The sequence below is a fragment of the Collibacillus ludicampi genome, assembly GCF_023705585.1.
Classification (GTDB): Bacteria; Bacillota; Bacilli; order Tumebacillales; family BOQE01; genus Collibacillus; species Collibacillus ludicampi.
The window spans coordinates 3,960,860-3,978,933 of record NZ_BOQE01000001.1 but is presented as its reverse complement, the minus strand read 5'-3'; the positions used below and the strand labels follow the sequence as shown (position 1 = coordinate 3,978,933).

25 protein-coding genes are annotated in these 18,074 nt (G+C 45.3%); 21 read left to right on the top strand and 4 right to left on the bottom strand.

The features are described 5' to 3' along the window. Nucleotides 1-65: 65 nt before the first annotated feature. The 16 genes from DNHGIG_RS20280 (at nucleotide 66) to DNHGIG_RS20205 (ending at nucleotide 10,471) form a co-directional block, all read left to right on the top strand. On the top strand, nucleotides 66-197 hold the full coding sequence (locus DNHGIG_RS20280) for a hypothetical protein (RefSeq protein ID WP_282201303.1): 132 nt from the start codon (nucleotides 66-68) through the stop codon (nucleotides 195-197). Nucleotides 198-1,131: 934 nt separating this feature from the next. Next, nucleotides 1,132-1,434, top strand: coding sequence for a hypothetical protein (locus tag DNHGIG_RS20275; RefSeq protein ID WP_282201302.1), 303 nt, complete (start codon nucleotides 1,132-1,134; stop codon nucleotides 1,432-1,434). 497 nt (nucleotides 1,435-1,931) lie between these two features. Further along, nucleotides 1,932-2,297 carry a phage terminase small subunit-related protein gene (locus DNHGIG_RS20270; protein ID WP_282201301.1) on the top strand — a complete coding sequence of 122 codons (366 nt, stop codon included), beginning with the start codon at nucleotides 1,932-1,934 and terminating at the stop codon, nucleotides 2,295-2,297. A 306-nt stretch (nucleotides 2,298-2,603) separates the two neighbouring features. Then, nucleotides 2,604-3,479, top strand: coding sequence for a ParM/StbA family protein (locus tag DNHGIG_RS20265; RefSeq protein ID WP_282201300.1), 876 nt, complete (start codon nucleotides 2,604-2,606; stop codon nucleotides 3,477-3,479). Between the two features lie 30 nt (nucleotides 3,480-3,509). Then, nucleotides 3,510-4,073: a sigma factor-like helix-turn-helix DNA-binding protein gene (locus DNHGIG_RS20260; RefSeq protein ID WP_282201299.1), complete on the top strand. Its 564-nt coding sequence runs from the start codon at nucleotides 3,510-3,512 to the stop codon at nucleotides 4,071-4,073. Nucleotides 4,074-4,100: 27 nt separating this feature from the next. Then, on the top strand, nucleotides 4,101-5,780 hold the full coding sequence (locus DNHGIG_RS20255) for an amidoligase family protein (RefSeq protein ID WP_282201298.1): 1,680 nt from the start codon (nucleotides 4,101-4,103) through the stop codon (nucleotides 5,778-5,780). A gap of 72 nt (nucleotides 5,781-5,852) precedes the next feature. Then, the gene (locus DNHGIG_RS20250; RefSeq protein WP_282201297.1) at nucleotides 5,853-6,572 is read left to right on the top strand and encodes a hypothetical protein; all 720 of its coding nucleotides are present in this window, start codon (nucleotides 5,853-5,855) and stop codon (nucleotides 6,570-6,572) included. A gap of 16 nt (nucleotides 6,573-6,588) precedes the next feature. Then, complete coding sequence (locus tag DNHGIG_RS20245; protein ID WP_282201296.1) at nucleotides 6,589-7,047, top strand: gamma-glutamylcyclotransferase family protein; 459 nt, start codon at nucleotides 6,589-6,591, stop codon at nucleotides 7,045-7,047. Then, a complete protein-coding gene (hbs, locus tag DNHGIG_RS20240) occupies nucleotides 7,044-7,322 on the top strand; it encodes a non-specific DNA-binding protein Hbs (protein WP_282201295.1) in 279 nt (92 codons plus the stop codon). Before DNHGIG_RS20245 ends, hbs begins: the two co-directional genes overlap by 4 nt. A 60-nt stretch (nucleotides 7,323-7,382) precedes the next feature. Further along, a complete protein-coding gene (locus DNHGIG_RS20235) occupies nucleotides 7,383-7,556 on the top strand; it encodes a hypothetical protein (protein WP_282201294.1) in 174 nt (57 codons plus the stop codon). A gap of 45 nt (nucleotides 7,557-7,601) precedes the next feature. Then, nucleotides 7,602-8,423, top strand: coding sequence for a conjugal transfer protein (locus DNHGIG_RS20230; RefSeq protein ID WP_282201293.1), 822 nt, complete (start codon nucleotides 7,602-7,604; stop codon nucleotides 8,421-8,423). Further along, the gene (locus DNHGIG_RS20225; RefSeq protein WP_282201292.1) at nucleotides 8,411-8,704 is read left to right on the top strand and encodes an AAA family ATPase; all 294 of its coding nucleotides are present in this window, start codon (nucleotides 8,411-8,413) and stop codon (nucleotides 8,702-8,704) included. Before DNHGIG_RS20230 ends, DNHGIG_RS20225 begins: the two co-directional genes overlap by 13 nt. A 75-nt stretch (nucleotides 8,705-8,779) precedes the next feature. Beyond that, nucleotides 8,780-8,965, top strand: coding sequence for a hypothetical protein (locus tag DNHGIG_RS20220; RefSeq protein WP_282201291.1), 186 nt, complete (start codon nucleotides 8,780-8,782; stop codon nucleotides 8,963-8,965). 92 nt (nucleotides 8,966-9,057) lie between these two features. Further along, nucleotides 9,058-9,645: a metal-dependent hydrolase gene (locus DNHGIG_RS20215; protein WP_282201290.1), complete on the top strand. Its 588-nt coding sequence runs from the start codon at nucleotides 9,058-9,060 to the stop codon at nucleotides 9,643-9,645. A gap of 13 nt (nucleotides 9,646-9,658) precedes the next feature. Beyond that, nucleotides 9,659-9,931, top strand: coding sequence for a hypothetical protein (locus tag DNHGIG_RS20210; protein ID WP_282201289.1), 273 nt, complete (start codon nucleotides 9,659-9,661; stop codon nucleotides 9,929-9,931). 6 nt (nucleotides 9,932-9,937) lie between these two features. Next, complete coding sequence (locus DNHGIG_RS20205; RefSeq protein ID WP_282201288.1) at nucleotides 9,938-10,471, top strand: TcpE family conjugal transfer membrane protein; 534 nt, start codon at nucleotides 9,938-9,940, stop codon at nucleotides 10,469-10,471. Nucleotides 10,472-10,734: 263 nt separating this feature from the next. Here DNHGIG_RS20205 and DNHGIG_RS20200 read toward each other — a convergent pair whose 3' ends face one another. The 3 genes from DNHGIG_RS20200 to DNHGIG_RS20190 all read right to left on the bottom strand — a co-directional run bounded on the left by DNHGIG_RS20200 (nucleotide 10,735) and on the right by DNHGIG_RS20190 (nucleotide 14,199). Beyond that, nucleotides 10,735-11,493 (bottom strand): DUF3050 domain-containing protein, encoded by a 759-nt coding sequence (locus DNHGIG_RS20200; RefSeq protein ID WP_282201287.1) that lies wholly within the window; start codon nucleotides 11,491-11,493, stop codon nucleotides 10,735-10,737. 354 nt (nucleotides 11,494-11,847) lie between these two features. After that, on the bottom strand, nucleotides 11,848-12,765 hold the full coding sequence (locus DNHGIG_RS20195) for an ATP-dependent DNA ligase (RefSeq protein WP_282201286.1): 918 nt from the start codon (nucleotides 12,763-12,765) through the stop codon (nucleotides 11,848-11,850). A 243-nt stretch (nucleotides 12,766-13,008) separates the two neighbouring features. Next, on the bottom strand, nucleotides 13,009-14,199 hold the full coding sequence (locus tag DNHGIG_RS20190; RefSeq protein WP_282201285.1) for an MFS transporter: 1,191 nt from the start codon (nucleotides 14,197-14,199) through the stop codon (nucleotides 13,009-13,011). Nucleotides 14,200-14,447: 248 nt separating this feature from the next. On the opposite strand from DNHGIG_RS20190, the gene ku reads away from it, so the two are divergent. After that, nucleotides 14,448-15,098, top strand: coding sequence for a non-homologous end joining protein Ku (gene ku, locus DNHGIG_RS20185; protein WP_282201284.1), 651 nt, complete (start codon nucleotides 14,448-14,450; stop codon nucleotides 15,096-15,098). 92 nt (nucleotides 15,099-15,190) lie between these two features. Then, a complete protein-coding gene (locus DNHGIG_RS20180) occupies nucleotides 15,191-15,340 on the top strand; it encodes a hypothetical protein (RefSeq protein WP_282201283.1) in 150 nt (49 codons plus the stop codon). A gap of 100 nt (nucleotides 15,341-15,440) precedes the next feature. Here DNHGIG_RS20180 and hfq read toward each other — a convergent pair whose 3' ends face one another. Beyond that, on the bottom strand, nucleotides 15,441-15,686 hold the full coding sequence (gene hfq / locus DNHGIG_RS20175) for an RNA chaperone Hfq (RefSeq protein WP_282201282.1): 246 nt from the start codon (nucleotides 15,684-15,686) through the stop codon (nucleotides 15,441-15,443). 613 nt (nucleotides 15,687-16,299) lie between these two features. Here hfq and DNHGIG_RS20170 point away from each other — a divergent pair. From DNHGIG_RS20170 to DNHGIG_RS20160, 3 genes are all read left to right on the top strand, one after another. Further along, complete coding sequence (locus tag DNHGIG_RS20170; RefSeq protein ID WP_282201281.1) at nucleotides 16,300-16,491, top strand: hypothetical protein; 192 nt, start codon at nucleotides 16,300-16,302, stop codon at nucleotides 16,489-16,491. Between the two features lie 41 nt (nucleotides 16,492-16,532). Continuing rightward, nucleotides 16,533-16,739, top strand: coding sequence for a Blp family class II bacteriocin (locus tag DNHGIG_RS20165; RefSeq protein WP_282201280.1), 207 nt, complete (start codon nucleotides 16,533-16,535; stop codon nucleotides 16,737-16,739). Between the two features lie 77 nt (nucleotides 16,740-16,816). After that, a complete protein-coding gene (locus DNHGIG_RS20160) occupies nucleotides 16,817-18,040 on the top strand; it encodes a M48 family metalloprotease (protein WP_282201279.1) in 1,224 nt (407 codons plus the stop codon). The last annotated feature ends 34 nt before the right edge of the window (nucleotides 18,041-18,074 follow it).

Below are 18,074 nucleotides of genomic sequence, written 5' to 3'. Positions count from 1 at the left end.
TATCCGTTCCACGAATCCACACCCCTCGATAACATATAACATCCTTATTTTGAGGGGTGAAGATCATGTACGGTATTTTTGGAGGATACACTCACTGGGCTATTGTCTTCCTCATCATTTTCGTTTTGTTCTTCTTGCTTGTTCCCGGCATCTCTGGTGGATATGGAGCAGCAGGTGTAGGTGCATACGGCTACTAAGAAGAAGACACACAGTTGCAACTGCATAATTTTTCAATACTTTTTCGTCGATTGATTAGTGGCCGTCTGTTTACCAGGCGGTCTTTTGTTTTGCTTGCAACATATTATAGATCACTCCAGACCTCCCTATATATGAATGGTACCAATGAAGACCTGTATCAGGGGCAAATGGTACAGGTGTATCAACCTCCTTTGCACCCGTGATCCCAGCGGGTAAGGTCTGGATCGGGACGGTGTAGCCTCTACCGCAGCAAGTGAGGCACTTAGCGTTGGCTTAACTCTAAGAAAAAAGAGCCACCTAATCGGTGGCCTTTAAAAGAAGTAGGCAGGCAAAGCAGTGGAAAAATTAAAAACGGCAATATTTAGTATCGCTTGAACGACGATATATTATTTCGAAAAGATTCATAAAAAATGCCACCTCATTGGTGGCAAAAGATCTGGAAGGAGCAAAAGCGCAAGCATTAAAAAGTATCTCTAATCTACAGAAAAATATACAAGTAAAACCACGTACTTCTCGGTTTAGGGGATTCGATTGGTTGAGGGCCAGAAATGTTGTCAAAAAAAGAGCCACCTGAACGGTGGCGTATACAGGAAGGTGAGCAAGTAATAATTTACGACTCATTTTAAGTATGAATTAAACTTCAAAAAATATTCCTGAGTGAGAAAATGTTCATCCCGGCGCCGGGAGTGCAAGATATCCGACACTCTTCTCACGGATCGTAGGGGAGTGCATGCCGGCTTCGGAGAGGCTTGCAACCCGGGCGCTGAGATGAAGGAGAAAGGGTGATGCTAGATGAAAGAGCAACCGCTACGGTGCAGAGGTTGCGTCTGGGGACGATGGGATGGATTAAAGCAGTATTGCAGCAGGATCCCATGTGTAATAGAGGCTGACTCCAGGGAATCTAAGAGGTTTGATAATCGAGAACTGAAGAGGATGATGAGTGAGTACCCGAGAAGGGAGATTTTTTATAGACAGTGTTTAAATAGCCAAAGACAATCTAATGAAAGTGACATACAGTATTCCCAACGAATGCATTGGCGTGAAGCGATCCATAAAGAATGTGGTATAGACCCTGAAGACGTGACTTTCGTAGTAAAACGATTAGAGCGTACAGGATTTATTTCAGAAGTAACGGGTGCATTTTTTGGATATGCTGGCGGAGAATATGTACCAACTGAATCATTTAAGAGGTTTATGGAGTATTTGTCATTACATCCTTTTAATAAAGCAAGTTAATGCAAGCACCTTCGGGTGCTTTTTCTTTGCAATAAAACAAATCCCATCTTCTAAGTACGATGGGACGAGGTGAAGTAGTTTTGTAAATTGCCGAGGAGTATTAAAAGGATCTTTTCTTGATGTGAATTGAATTCGTTTGTGAAAGAAAATGAGAACCATCGATTGGGTTAGAGGCTAATAAAAAATGATTTTTGTTTTTGTAAATCATAAAATTTATTTTTATGGGCAGCGGAGCAAATGCCCCTGCTGCCCAGTGAATCTCAAAATCGTTACATATTAAAAACTTAGTTACTTTTAACAATCGAGATTTCAACAGATGCTAGAAGGAAAGTTATTCTTAACTTTATTATTTTGATCACAATGTACATCTCCCGCTTCTCATGGAGTTAGGGAGATTCACTGGATTTATGTTTAGTATTGGCCTAAATTACAGAATTATTCATTAACCACTTTTCCAAAACAAACTCCAACCGGATTATGGAGGTGGGTGAGATGTAGTGGCACGAGCAAGAAGCCCTGATCGTGATAAAGCATTTGAACTCTGGCAAGCAACCGGCGGGACGATGAAGCTTAAAGAGATCGCCGATGCACTCGGCGTTTCTGAGAGAACCGTTCGGGGATGGAAAGCCAAGGACGATTGGGATTCTCGATTAAACAAAACGCTCCAATTGGAACGGAGCGCTCCGAATGAAACGGAACGTTCCGGATCGTTGCTACAAATTGAGAAGAGAATTTCGTGGCTCGAGATCGAGACGGAATATGTGACCGATATCAGCAAAAAGCCTTGTACTCTCAGAGAGTTGTCGGAGAAATATCAAGTCCCTTTTCAGACCATCAAGGAGTATGCAGCAAAGAACAAGTGAACGGAGAAGAGGAACAAACATCGTACTACTGTCGTACAAAAAACCCTGAGAACACAGCGGAAATTATAAGTGACGACATCGCAAAGGCGACTGCTCGTCATTTTTTATTGTCCTCGAAACTATTGGATGTGTTCGAGCGGGCCCTTTCGGCCCCTAACGAGTTCTACCGCGTGGTTGGGTTATAGAAAAAGCGGCAACACGTCCCCTATGACGAGTCATGAGATCGGGCTTATGACGAAGACGAAGGGGGAAAAGGGATTTAGGAGGTTTTTCACTTGATCAGAACGAGGGAGGAGGTGACCGAGCGTGGACTCTGAACGCATAGGCGGAAGAAGTGGGAAACCATTCCTTGTCAATTGTGACAGAGTGGCATCTTCAGCGTGTTTTCACTTAAAAAATTGGAACTCCAGAAAGGCGGAGGGACTGAACGGTCTGTCTCGACGTGCTGTCACGGGAAACAGGAAGAGAAACCAAAGGAAAGATACGGGAAATTTTGCCGCTACCCTTCAGGGAATGCGGTTCACAGCGATAGGGACATCGGGACCTTTTCAGGGATTGGAACGGGAAATCCGATTCGACACCGTGAAAGTCTTACCCCAAGCGATCGGTGCCGCCTACGCGGCTCTGATGGACGAGCAGGGGCGGCCTCGGTATCCCGAACTGGCAGTGGTAGAGGATCCGATGGCCCTGATCGACATTGGCTACCGGACGACCGATTTCACGGTGTTTCAGATACGACCACGCTTACGTGTATTGGAAGAACTGTCAGGAACCGTTGCAGTGGGAGCACATACTGTCTACAACATGGTTCGCGCAGCGTTTCCGGAAATTCCTGAACGGGATGTGGAATCGGCCGTGTCGCGAGAGAATATCTGGATTAACGGGAGGACACTGGATTTGCGCAGGGAAGTGGCGGAGGTTAGAAAGTCGGTTGCAAAGACAATCGCCGATGAGGTGAAACATCGGTGGAGTGATCGCATGGGTCGGATTCGAGTGGTGTTCTTGGCCGGTGGAGGAGCGAAACTTCTGCAGTCAGAACTTCAGACGCTCCACCCGGATGTGCGGGTGGTACCCGAGCCACAAGGAGCCAATGCTCTCGGGTTTTGGTTGATGGGGCGCATGGCTGAAATTCCGAAGGAACCGGCGGGGCCTCCCAGGCTGATGGTGCCGCAGCAGGCATAAGAACCCGTCCAACAAGGAGGGGATATTTCGATGGAACATACACAGGACAAATGGGCGTATGATCTGCTATGCGAATACATGGAAGACCGGAAGAGGCTCCGTTCGTACCATCAGGAGCTAACGAGGCGAATCAATCAAGGTGAAGAGGTCCTTCGCGGCGAGCGTGAGTGGGTCGGGAGCATGCTGCATGAGTCAACGGAGGTGATTCCGATGATTGCCACGTACTGTTCGGTGGATCAACTGGAGCCACGTGAACGACGAATGGTGCAGCGTCTCCAAAAACTTACGCATGGAAAAAAATCGAAGGTACATCTCTGGGATAACGAATGGATGCAACGGCTACCCGACCAGCGAGATTGGGAAGAAGAGCTGATTTCTAAACTGGATGGTGACGATTCGGAAGGAAAGATCAGCGTTTCTCTTTCGAACCTAGCCGAGAGACAGCGGGAAGCGATCGAAATGCTCGCTGCCGGCATGTCCTATTCCGATGTGGCAGAGATGATGCAGATCGCAAAAGGGAGCGTATCCAAACACCTGCAGCTGACTCGAAAAAAACTTGCCAGTGGAGCGCAGTTAGAGTGGCGAATAGATTAGCATTTTTTCTTCCTCTCCTCTTTATGGGTGAATACCCAGGAAAGGAGAGGATTTTTATTGCCATCAGCTGCAACATGTCGGGTCTGTCATAGGCCCTTGCGGAGTATGCTCAGTGTTCTTCAAGGTGTAGGACCTGTCTGCTCGAAAAAGGTCAGACAGGCCCTGGAACAGATTCTCGAGCGGGTCATCCGTGGCGAGGCCGAGCCTGAAGACCAGATTGCCTATGCCATGTCTCCAGAGGAGCGCCAGCGGGCGGTCGAGGCCCGGGTAAGACAGGCGTACCTGGAACAATTGCATCAAAATCGGCGTCCTAGCCGGGAGCCGGTGACGGTTGAAGTGGAAAGTAGGACCCGGGAGATCAGACGGGAACCCACTACGGTAGAGTGGATTGACCGCGATCATGCCTGGGTGCAGTCCCAGCGCGGGGGAAGATATCAGGTCACCGAGCATGCATGTACCTGTCCTGACTTTGTATATCGCAGGTCCCGGAATCCCGAGTTGGCGCAGGAAGGTTGCCGCCATATGCAGGCCCTGCGTTTGGCTCGGGAAGAAGTACGTGAGCGCCGGAGACAAGCGATGCGAATAGCCCGGATGCGAACACAGCAAGCAACGGCATCGATTGTGGTGAATCAGACCCATGAAGAAAACCATCCTACCTTTGCACAGATTGACTGGACCGTCGAGGCGGAACGGGATCGGGTGCTGGACATTTGGTGCCGGAACAGGGCATGGGACGGAGTGTTCATCAGCCGGGACGATGCGGCGTGGGAAACCCTGAAAGATCTGGCGCGCCAAGAATGGGAGTACAGGTACGAAAACGTTCTTGGCGGCACGGGTAATACCTTTGGCGTCGAGATCGAGGTGCAGTTTGAAAACAGTTGGTCAAGGGATATGGCTTTAAGGGACCTATACAATGAGGGTTTAACGACAGGTACCCAAATACGTGGATACCACTCCGGTGATGGTCAAGGGTTCTGGAAACCGGAACGTGACGGATCGTTGGGTACTTATGGGGTCGAGTTCGTGTCTCCCGTACTGAATGACGATCCTGAATCCTGGAAACAGATCGAGCGCGTGACGGAAATCCTGCGCCATCACGGGGCTTATGTCGATGATCATTGTGGCGGTCACATTCATCTTGGAATTGCTCCTTTGGATCACCGGACGTATTCCTGGCAACGCTTGGCCCAGATCGGGGTTGGATATGAAAAACAGCTTTACCGCGTGGGAGGTGCCAACTCGGATCAGTATCGCAGCACGGGTAGACCCGGTCAGCACCGCGGCTCCCACTATGCAAAGCCTCTGCCAAGAGGTTTGAGCTTCAACGGAAATATAACGGCCGCGGAAGCGCGGCGTCGTATCAGCAACGGAAGCCGCTACACGATCTTCAATACTACGAACATTGACCGCACGAGCGGCCGACCCGCGATTGAGTTCAGGTATCCGAACGGTATTCTGGACCATCGGCAAATTCAGGCGCAGATCCAGGTGGCCAATGCCATCTTGCACCAGGCGGCGGTGATCCGAAACGGTTCTCCGCAGTCGGAATTCACGCCTCGATTTAGTGAAGAAAACAAACATGCCAGATTGACAGATCATCTTACACCAGAAGCGGAGGAAAAGAATTTCCGTGAGTTTCTAGATGTCTTGGCCAACCCGCAGGATCGGCTTGCCGCTACGTGGCTATGGCTACGCGGTCGCTCTTGACAATAGAAAATCATATTTTTATACTATAGAAAAATAAATCGGTATTCGAAAGTAAAAAAGGAGGGTTGTCTTATGGTCAACATCGAGGAACGGAGACACTGGTTGGAGGATGGGCAGGAGCCGACCCTGCCGTACTATATTGAATTTGCTGACGGGAGGCGAGGGGAAGCGGTCAACCCTTCCCGTCTGATGGACCTGATCATCCACGAGTATTTCAGCGACGTGGATGATCCGCACACGTTTTATCTCCTGGGCGTGAAATGCCTGCGGGACATCGCGGCGGGGCCCCTGGCCATGATGGGAGTACGGGCTACGGTGTACGATGGGGTCGGTCCGTTTTACGACACGGCCATAAGCCGGTACAAGGATGAGGTCGATGAGGAAGGGGAGTTGGAGTTTCAGAACCCCGACGAACCTGTGATTCTGGACGGGTGGGATCCGTGGACGGTCGTCGCGAGTCTGATCAAGGCCGGTTATATTAAGGTATACGAGAAGTATCCGACCTGGAGCGGAGAAGGACCGGTACGTAAGAAGAAATGTGACGGTTGCGTGTTTCGCGAAGAGGTCTTTAAGGACGAGGAAGGAAAATGGATCTACTGTTCTGCCTGGGAAATGGAACTGGGTTTTGAGCACGCAGGACACAATTGTCCGTATATCACGCATGGTACACCGTATAAAGATTACCACGAGGTAAAGCCTGAAGAATTGCCGGACCCTGCCACCTGGAAACCAGATTGGGTTCCAATTTCTAATAGGAAGAAGGAGTACATTGGGTTTCGGAGGCAAAAATGAGAAAAGGAAGTCCACCATGTCGTTGTATTTTGCTTACGGGTCTTGTATGAACCAGGAGGATCTTGCCCGAAGCAGGGTTCAAGCAACATACGTTGGAACAGCCGTACTCCGCAACTACCGCCTGGCGTTCTCCCGGTACTCTACATATAGGGGAGGTGGTGTAGCCGACATCGTTCGCGAACCGGGTGAGTTTGTCGAAGGTGTACTGTACGAGGTAGGTGATTTTCACGCACTCGACCGACGAGAAGGGGCACCATTTGTCTACCGGCGAAGAAAAGTCCGGGTGTACCCTGAAAGTCTTGGCGGCCGATGGCGGTGGGCGTGGACCTATGAGGTCGTCGAAAAATCCCCGGTGGAGATCGCGCCATCTCGGGAATATGCGTTACTCATATGGGAAGGTGCAAGGGCGCTCAGTTTGGAGTATCGAAGAAAACTGAAAGAAAATCTTTTAGGAAGGATGGGTGAATTTTTATGACCAAACAAGACTTGATTGCAAAAGTGGCACTAAAGTCTGGCTTGAGTAAAAAAGATGCAGCGGCAGCCGTCGATGCGGCATTAGATTCCATTTCGGAAGCGCTGGCTGCGGGCGACAAGGTGACGCTCGTAGGATTTGGTGCCTTCGAGATTCGGGAACGGGCGGCGCGTACGGGCCGGAACCCGCAGACAGGAGAGACGATTGAGATACCGGCTAGCAAGGTACCTGCCTTTAAACCTGGGAAGGTACTCAAAGAGGTTTGCAAGACGGCTTAACTTCATCGGTGAAAAGCAATGAGCGATATTCGTGTATATGCTCACGAGATCCCACAGTGTATGACAATTGAACTGAGTGAAGTAGAAAGGTGTATGTTCGCCAATCTACTCACCAGCTTTAGAATCAGTGTAGATGTAGCAGGTGATACGTTTCACCATTTGTATCGTCTTGGTCTTGAACGAATTTATAAGGAATACGTGAAAGACAAGCGATGTGTGGGTCAAGAATACTAAAATTTTTCTCTCGCCCCCTTTTGTTAGTGAAAGGGGGTTTTTCTTTTGATCCGAAAACTGACCAGTACAATTCTTTGGATTCTGCTGGCATTAGGGGCCTTGGGGGGAGTCGGGACGATTGCTCGGATCTCCACACCGAATCCATCCGAAACAGCCGTTGTTCATGATGATCATGCGGAAACAGCTATCGCGATCCACGCTGCGAAAGTCTGGCTCACCTTGACTAAGGGGGAGACGGCGGAACAACGGAAAAAGGCCGTAGAGGAGTATTGGCCTGATCTTGATCTCCAAGGCTGGGTGCCTCCATCGCAGAATCAGACACCTCGGGAGATGTATGCTCAGCAAGTGTCTCACCCCGCATCCAATTTCTCGGTCGTATCAGTGGAAGAATGGTGTGAGGTATCAGAGGGTCAGGCGCTGCAGACTCGTCATCTAGTGCTCAATATTCCGGTGCTCCGAACGGACTCGGGAGCCTTGATGATCACGGCACCGCCAACAATTGTTCCGCCTCCGGCCCTGGGGCAAAAACCGCCTTCGACGGCGAAGAATGCGCCGCAGGATGTCTATGACGTGGCCAAGCCGTTCATCAGTGACTTCATGCGGATCTATTTGACTTCGTCGAATGCAGCGGATCTAGCGAATATGGTCGTTCCGAATACAACGATCCAACCGATGGGCGGTTTCGTCCAGTTCCGGCAGGTAGCCAGCCTGAACATCCATGACCTAGGCAAGGGACACTATGAGGCGGTGGTGATAGTCAACGTCCAGGATCCAGCCACGCAGACGATGTTGCCAGAGCAGTTTCTGGTGGATTTTTTGAAAGACGACAAAGGACATTTGGAGGTCGAGAAAGTTTGGCAGCACTAAGATCGGTGATGCTTTTGGGACCCATGGGCGTTGGAAAGACCACCACGGCCCGCGTAATAGAACAGCGTTATGGCTATCGTTGTTACTCGTTGGCCGAACCCGTGCGGCGGGTGGTGGAAGCCGCTTTTCCCTGGCTAAATGGGGAACCGAAATCCGTCCGTCGGACATATCTGCAACAGGCGGGAAAGTTCTTACGAAAATTCCACCCGAATCCCATTTTGTATCATGCGGAAACAGCGATGCGAACCTGCAATCGCCCTCTGATCATCGACGATGGCTGAACGCTGGAAGAGGCGAAATGGGCATTGGAACGGGACATGGCTGTGATTGTCCTGACGTGTCGGGAGGAGGAGCGCATGTTACGGCTATTGGAACGGGATGGTACATTACCGGATTTGCAGACTTTTCGGGATAAGACGGAGCAGGAATGGATGAAAGTCGAAGCAACGCAGGTGGATACCACCTTTCTGTCTCCAGAAGAGGTCGCTGCATACGTACTTGAACTGGTAAAAGAGAGGAAACAAGAATGCTTCCGAATCTAAACGTTCAGGAACGCATACAATGACCAAGCGACGGGAATTCCGCAAGGAATAGGTGGGTTGCCTGGTTAAAGGGTGGGATTGGAGGTGATGGAATGATTTATAAAACTCATCACGTGGCCGCACTCATTGGTGCCGAGTCATTGTTAATACACACGCACCAGCCGGTTCTCACATGGCAGACAGCCGTGGCTTTATTAGGAGCCTACTTTGCTGGACCGGCGGCCGACGTGGATCAGCCCCAGTCCTATGTGGGACAGAGGATATGGCCTCTTGCAATAGCGTTAAGTGGGCTGGGAATCCGACACCGGACCCTGACCCACTCACTTTTGCTTCTGGCTGGTTTGTGGGGAGTGTTGCAGCTCCTACCGGTGTCGGATGTGATCCGTTGGGCTATATGGATTGGCTATGCAAGTCACCCGCTGATAGATCTGTTCAACGAGGAAGGAGTCGAATTACTATGGCCATTACGCATTCGGGTGCGCTTGTTGCCGAGGTTTCTATCCATCCCTGTAGAGTCATTTGCCGAAACCTTGTTGAGAGGAGTGATGACTCTGTGTAGTTTCTGGTTACTGACACTGTATCTGCACCCCGATGTCACGCAGTTGCCGTTGCTAGGACCTATAACAGACGGAATCATCCGATTGATGCCGTCTGCCATTCAAACTTTCATTAATAAATGAGAGGTGATGATACATGCCAACTACCGGAATTGGCCCCATTGACAACCTGGGCAAACTGATCCTGAGTATTTTCGTTATACTGCTGTTTGTTATGATGGGTGGCCGATTGCTCAAAATGCTTCACCGTCACGAATACGCCCAATTAGTTTCCACTCTCATGCTGTTTGGTGTTGCTCTGTGGTTTATTATTGACCCCGCCAGCTTGATCAACATCTTCAAGTCGATCTTCAGCGGCGCATCCAATAAATTGGGTGGCGGCGGTGGCAGTGCCGGAACAGGACAGTGATCACCTATGGCCTATCGTACGTATCGGAACCTATATCGTATCCGTCCGTCCCTGTCATCGATTGGTCAGGGGCGGCAGCGGATTCGCTTACCACGAGGTGTACAGATAACGGGGGATACCGTGATCCTCACGGCTGTCTTATGGTTGCCCTGCTCTTTCATCATAGGACCTCTCCTCAAATACTATATTCCTGTCAGTCCTTTGCTTTTGGGTCTTGGTGTAGCCGGAATTATCGGCTACCAGTTAAGTAAACTGGATCCCGAAGGAAAGACAGTGGTAGCTTATTTGTATGACTTTGTGAGATACCTGTTTCGCTCAAAGGTTCATGACGGATGGGAATTTCGCCCGAATCCGAAAGGACGACCGGAATCGGTCTCGTGGAGTGCGCGGGTGTCTCTCGTAGAAGATGGTCGGGTGGCCAGTCTGCCAGCGAAGGGACGGGTGACGCAGCTGGAGTTGAGGGTGCCAGCGCACGTGAAAGTGAAAAAAGGAGAGGTGATCATACAGCACAGGGGGAAACGCTTGTCTCCGGGGTGGTAAGAAATCACGGAGGATGGGAAGGTCATGCCGAAACGTCTACCGCCAAAATTAAAGAGAAGCTAATTTTTCTCCCTCTTCACTTTTAAAGTGAAGGGGGATTTTAAGTTTTCCGGTATAGATATACCTGTTCGAAGGGGCAAGGGATTTGCCGATCTTGGTTCATGGTCAAGAGGATCGGCATATAATTTGTTAGGAACGAAAACTGAATCCCTGAGTTATTGAATGCAACACTAGTGAGTAGATTACATTTGCTACATCAGTTTTTAAAGTCCTTTGTCTTGAATTTCCTTCAATACTCCATCCCACAGATTTTTTCTCATATGTAGTGAAATCTTAGAGATTTTTATTGCTTCTTCTTGTTTTTTCGGATCACCTTCACACAGATCGTTTAGAAGTTTTTTCGCAAGAGGACCATGCTCATCTTCGTCTAATTCAATATGTCGTTTTAAATAGTAATTCAGCCTTTCGTTAGAAGCACCTTCCTTTTCCAATGAATCGATTAGAAGTTTAAACATTTCAGGAATTAAACCTTCTCTCCCGTAGAAAAAAGCAGAAGCTACTTCATGAACCTGTCCATTTAAGGCTAAATTTAAATTAAAGGTGACAAACTTTGCCACAGTCAAAGGAATAACATCATTATCTAAAGCTTTTTTGTAATCTACACCATTTTTTATAGCATTCAGAAAGGTCTTGATTGGAGTTACATCAGCCCTAGACTCCTCCATAGCTTCAAGATATAACTGGAAATGACTAGCATATCCTCCTCTTCCATCTTCATCGGATTCCTCTGCAAGCACGATCTCATTAATAAATCGGGTAAATGAAGGTGTTTCATATGGCAACCAAGGAACTGAAATTGATGTTACAGATCTTTGAAGTCTTTTTAGTAAACTCATGAAATCCCAGACAGCAAATACATGATGTTTCATTAACACCCGTACCCTATCTGGTGTATTTATTTCTTGATACATAGGATGGGCAAGGAGTTCATCACGAATAATTTCCAAATCATTTAACTCCATATAAGAAAATCTCCTTTATTTTGATTGTGTTACTAGTGTTGCATTCAATAACTCAGGGTATTAAATTATCAGTCATTTCCCGGAAGTACTCTTCTACAAAGTCTAACCGAAAATTGTCCGTACCGCAAAGGTATAGGTATTTGCATTCGATCTTGAATTGACCGTTGGTGGTTTCATTAGCGAACCATTCGCAACTGGAAGAAAAAAACTGAAAGAGTTTACGGTGATCCGATGTCGGTTTACCAGCCCCGAGATAAAGGTATGCCGTAACTGATGCGCATGAACCGGCACAATCACTTCGTGAGATACCACGTCATACGTTTACGGCGTTAACAACGACACTCTTTGGCAACTTCAAGATATCCATTTACAATCTTCCGGGTTCTTGTGAGGGAGAAATCTTTTAAACGATGTGATCCGTAAATTGTGATTCTCTGTTCGCTCCAAATACTGAATTTCGCAACAAAGCAATGGTTCTACCCATTGTACACCATTTCGGTCTCTGAATGTGTGTATTTGCTTCGCGACTCCTAAAAAAGCTTCTTTTTCCTCTGGTTTAAAGCCAAACTCCACAGTGGAAACCGGCTTATAAGAGATAGTTGGAAAATGAAGTCCGACAATGAGTCCGAAATTCGGTTTAAGACGGTATCCCAATATGACTGCATCGATCGTACAGAAATTCTTGATTTTGACCCATTCTGAGCTTCGTTTATCCAAAAAATACTGTGATCGTTTATGTTTCGCTACAATGCCTTCCCAATGGTTTTGTTTCGTCCATTCCAAAAGCCAATCGCCTATCTCATCTACGAAAAGAGTTGGTGTGATCACATCACTAGGCTCAATGATTTCCTGAAGAATTTGTTTTCGGGAGATCAGATCCTTTTTTATGTGTTCTGTACCATTCGAATAGAGTACATCAAATGCGATTAATGTTGCCGGCATTTGCTCGCTTGCAACAGCGATTTTAGCCGGATCGGTTAAGCGGCCGCGATAATTAATGTCATCAAAGATGGTTCGGCCATCTCGATAACACACGCCCTCACAGTCGATAATCGCCTCATATGATTTTATGTGATCCGCTACAGCTTGAAATTCCGGGAATTTTTCTGTGATTCGTTTCCCGTGACGAGTAAAGACTTCGATTTTTCGTCCTTGCTTATGTAGAAGGCACCTCCAGCCATCCGCCTTGAGTTCATATATATATTCAGGGTTTCTTAGATCGAACGTCTTCTGCATGGAAGCTAACATCGGTTTTATGGGTTGAAAGAGCACAAGCACACACCTCGCTTGTGTATTTTCGCATGATGGGCGAAAAGATTCTATAGGGGACGATTGGAAGGTTTATAGGGGGCGAACTAGGGATATCGTTGAGATGACTAATCAAATTTTTCTTTCATACCAACATTCACTTAGAATATTCGGAAACCACAATGAGTGGTTTCCGAATATCACAACTAAGGGTAAAGGTAACAAACATTTCTAACAGCTAGGGGAAAATTGAGTTGACAGCTTATATTAAGTTCCAAAATCATTTTGAAAATGAAACTTACCTCTATTTCTGCTCGCAAGAATCAAATTGCTGAGTAAGGCCAGTACAATTGTACCTACCGTTAAGGAAACGAGACCGTGCCATCCGAATACTTTCCACAATATCCCTGGTATCCATGCTCCTAAGCTTCCTCCTACATAGAAAAAGAACAGGTATAATGATGTGGCAGCTCCCCTCGATTCTTCCGCAATGTCCGTTACAAAGGCCGTAGTTGCCGATTGAGAGGCAAAGTTTCCAAGCGTCAACAATGATGATCCGACGATTAGGGCCGGAACTGACGAATAGAGTGTAATCAGGATTCCTACTCCACCAATCAGATGTCCTAGCGCCATGGTGGATCGTCTGCCAATTATATCAGACAGAAAACCAGCAAAAGGCGCGGAAAAGATCCCAAATGAGTAGGTGGCATACAAAAGCGAAATTTGTGTAATGGATAAATGAAAGGGAGCTCCACTTGCATAAAAAGGAATGTAAGTGAAGAATCCGATAAACGCAAAGAACTGCGAAAAACCGATCAAGAAAGCCCCCACCAAAGCTGGATTACGAAAGTGGAGCAAAAAGCTTTGTTCGCTTCGTTTCGATTGGTGGCGGGAAGGTGGCAAAAGCTTCAATACAAGAAACGCGATTACGCTTGAACAAACCGCAATGACGCCGAAAACCGTTTGCCATGAATAGGTTTCGGAAATCGGTCCCGATATGACGCGCCCGACTAGTCCTCCTGCCACGTTGGCGCTGACGTAAACCCCCATTACGCGGCCTCTTTGATCCACTGGAAATTCTTCCGAGATGTAGGCCATAATCACCGCTGTTACGCCAGGTATGAAGAGGCCATACAGTGCGCGCCAGAATAGTACCATTGAAAAAGGTTGGGGGATGTACAACATGATGCTCGGTATTATTAGAGCGACACTCGAAAACAGAATCACTTTTTTCCTATCCCAACAGTCAAAAAGAGGTGCCGAGATAAGAGAAGCGGCTGCTAACGCGATAATCGTGACGGATATTGTCAAACTTGCTGTTGGAATCGAAATATCAAAATACTGTGCAAACAAAGGCAGAAGGGGTTGGGGTGCATAGAGAAGAACAAAAACATTCATGGTGGCCAGAAAAATAATCATCAACGGTGACAATGAAATCAATCCTTTCTTGGTAGGCAAGACGCCACCCTTTTGTTAATCCTCCTATTCTGTTTTTATAGGATGATTGTAAGAATTTGCAATGGTTTAGTTATGAAATATATCACATTATTATGTAAATAGAGAATATTGTAATATTATTCATGTATGCGATTTTGAGTACGCTGAAGCCTTGATTCCACTTATATCCGAAGGAATATTGAATGAATCCCTCATGATTTTCTTCTAATACTTTCGGGCATTTTATGGATAAGAAATGGGGGATGGTTATGCGGTCGATGTGGAAAGGAAGTATCAGCTTTGGTTTAGTCAATATCCCGGTCAGTTTATATAAGACTACAGAAGATCACACCACCAGTTTTCGCAGTCTGCACGAAGAATGCCGAAGTCCGATCCAGTATAAAAAGTGGTGTCCCGTATGTAACCGCGAAATCAGTAACAATGAAATCATACGCGGATATGAATACGCACCGGGGAATTACGTCGTACTTACAGACGATGATTTAGAAAAATTGCCTTTACCGACCTTGCGAGCGATCGAAATCATGCATTTCACCAATAAAGACGATATTGATCCGATTTACTTTGAAAAAACATACTATATCGGACCCGGCGAGTTTGGAGCCAAACCTTACAAGCTACTTCATGACGCGATGGAGGCTACAGGCAAGGTAGCCGTCGCCAAGGTAGCATTTCGTACAAGTGAGCATTTGGCAGTGGTGCGCCTCCACAACGGATGCCTCGTGTTAAACATGATTCATTATCCGGACGAGATAAGGAATGTGGAAGGAGTACCGGGGATCACGGAAACCGATCAGATAGTGGTCAATGAAGAGGAACTTGAGATGGCTAAAACATTGATTGAGCAGATCAGCGGGGCCTTTCGCAACGCTATAAGAGCAACTATCAGGAAGCTCTAAAGGCACTCATTAACGCAAAAATCCAGAACGTTGAAATGGAGAAACCCGCTGCTCCCCGGGCGAACGTTATTGATCTCATGGAAACGTTAAAAATGAGTATTGTGCGAATGAAAGAAAAAGCGGAACCATCAGAAGCAGCCATGGCTGCAACGGGAACAGATGTAGGAACGTCTGTTGAGTCGTCTTCTGCTGTCCCAGAAAAACCGAGGCGGCGTAGGCGTAAAACGAAGAATGATAAGTAGATATTTTAAAGTTTTTGCTTTGATGATAGCGAATTCCAAGGATTGAAACCTAAGCTCGTATCTTCATTAAAGATACGAGCATTTTTGTTTCTCATTAACTTTAGCCCAGTTGTATTGTCGAAATCGCGTGTTTGTAAAGAAGTTGCTGTTTGCCCATTTCGTTGATCAATAAGATCGTGAAATTATCGAACATTTCGATCGTACCGATCATTTGAAAGCCATTAATCATGAAAATCTTAACTTGCTTTTTTGAGGTGCGAAGATCGTTCAGAATTTTATCTTGCACATTGATTTGTTGCTTTGTTCCATTTTTAGACGTTTCGTTTACAAGTGTTTGGTTCGCCATGATTTTCCCTCCATTATCTACAATATAAGCTAAATAGAGGATGAAGGAAAGGGAAATCAAGCGCTAGGGAAAAGGAAACAGTCGAATCGCCGTTTTGTAGATTCGGTGGCCAAACCCCATAAACAAAGGTAATTGCTATCAGCTGTTCTGTAACCTAGACCTGAAGCACTATTTATTTTATTTGCTCGATCAATTGAGTTACTGCTTCATCGCCCGTGCAAAATTTTGTCGTTTAGGTTTATCTGATAATTTTCCGTTCCTCCTTAGTAGATTGGACGACAACCCAAAGGCGAAGCGAAATGGATAAATTTTGCTAGATTACTAAACCATTTTTTCACATTATATCGGACTCAACTTTCATCTGAAGAAAACATGGAACAATGTAGATAATAATAAATTTTACCAATAATTTTACAGGAATACAAAATAACTGAGATATAATGAGAAAAAAAGAGATTTCAATCAAAAAAATTGGGATATACTACTTATACGTTAAAAAATTAGAATTTGACCATTATTATAGAATAATAGGATAATTTAAGCAGTAAGTCCAAATCATTGGATTTACAATTTAGGATTACCAATTAAAACAAATTATAGGAGGTGATACAACATGACTGAACTGACATTAAATGAACAGCTACAAATTAACGGTGGGTCATCTTATTTAACTGACTTTCTCGTTGATGTTGGTGCTGGAGCAACACTTGGTTTTATGGCTGCTGGACCCCTAGGAGCAGTCGGGGGAGCAATTCTTGGTGGCGAAATTTGGGCTGGTGCTTACGCTGCAGACCAAGGGTGGTAAGAATAAGTAGCGACTTTACTTTAGAATTGGGGGTGCAAATTATGAGAGAGCTATCATTTGATGAACTTACTTCCATTTCTGGTGGGGATTGGTCGTGGAGCGATTTTACTGCGGCAACGTTAGGAGGAGTAGCAACTGGAGCTGGTTTAGGCGCTTTCGCTGAAGGAGTTGGAGCTGTACCTGGTGGAATTATTGGCGGAATTATCGGCGCAGCAGGGTACGCTTTTGATGCCTATACTGGTTGGTAAGAAAAATAAGGGGGGGTCAAGAGTATTCTTGCCCCTTCTTTGGGTTTGAAAAGAGATAATGAATGAGAGGGAATAACATGTATAATTTTACAATTGGTTTAAGTATGTTGATTTCTTTATTACTAATCATAGTCAACGCTTTAGTATCGTATGTGATTGGAATAATTGGAAAAAATACATATGAAAAAACAGGGGCTATTGAGATTGCAATTAATAAGTTGAATGTTCTAAATCAATATATTTATAATATCTTTTCTATAAGTTCAGTTTTTTTGACTGGAATGATTATGCTACCACATATGCGGGTATTTTTGAAACCGCTTGGTTCATGGGGAAAAGCAATCTTTTTTTTGTCGCTAGTAATCCTAATATTTGTTAATTCTATTTTAAATCAACTAATTTTGCATCCTACAAAACAAATGATTCGTGGTACTAATGAAACAAAAAAAGAACTTTTGTATAACCATTTGCGTTTTCTAGTGTTTTTCTATTTTCCTATCATAATTATCCCTTTAATAAAAATGATACTTCCATCGGAACTAAAATCGAGACTATTTTCAGATAAAATTTTGAACATTATTTCCTCAATGTCCATTATCTTTATTGTTCTATTAGTGACGCCATTATTTGTTGGTATTGTACTAAAGGCAGTACCTATGAATTCCAATGAACTCAATCAAAAACTAGCTAATATACTTAAGAAAGCCAATATCCAAAATTGTAAGATTTACATATGGTCAACCAAAAATAGAAAAATCGCTAATGCGTTAGTAACAGGTTATATCCAAAAAAGAATATATGTTTCAGATTATCTTTTAGAAAATTTCACAGAAGATGAAGTGCAATCTATTATAGCGCACGAAATTGGTCATATTAAAAAAAATCATCTAATGATTAGACTTGGTTTTATATTATTGGGGAATGTTTTATTTAGAATTGTGGGGTTATTGCTAGATTACTATAATCATATAATCCCCTTCTGGGTTGGAATTTGTATTATAAGTGCTTTATTTATTTTATATTTCTATATTTTATTCTTAGCAATTTCAAGATCCCAAGAACGACAGGCTGATTCTTTTGTATTACAGATAGGAATTGATCCAGAAGTATTCATCTCAGCTCTTTATAAATTAACAAAATTAAACCATTCACTTTTTCGATTTAATCGTTTTCAGGAAATCCTTCGAACCCATCCTTCTACAGAACAAAGAATAGAGTGGGTTAGAAAAAAGGCGAAAATTTCTAACCGGAAGATAGAACTAGTTCAAGAAAGAGGGGAACATGATATCCCTCTGATATGATATCTAATTGTACTAAAGGAAAGTTAATATTTGT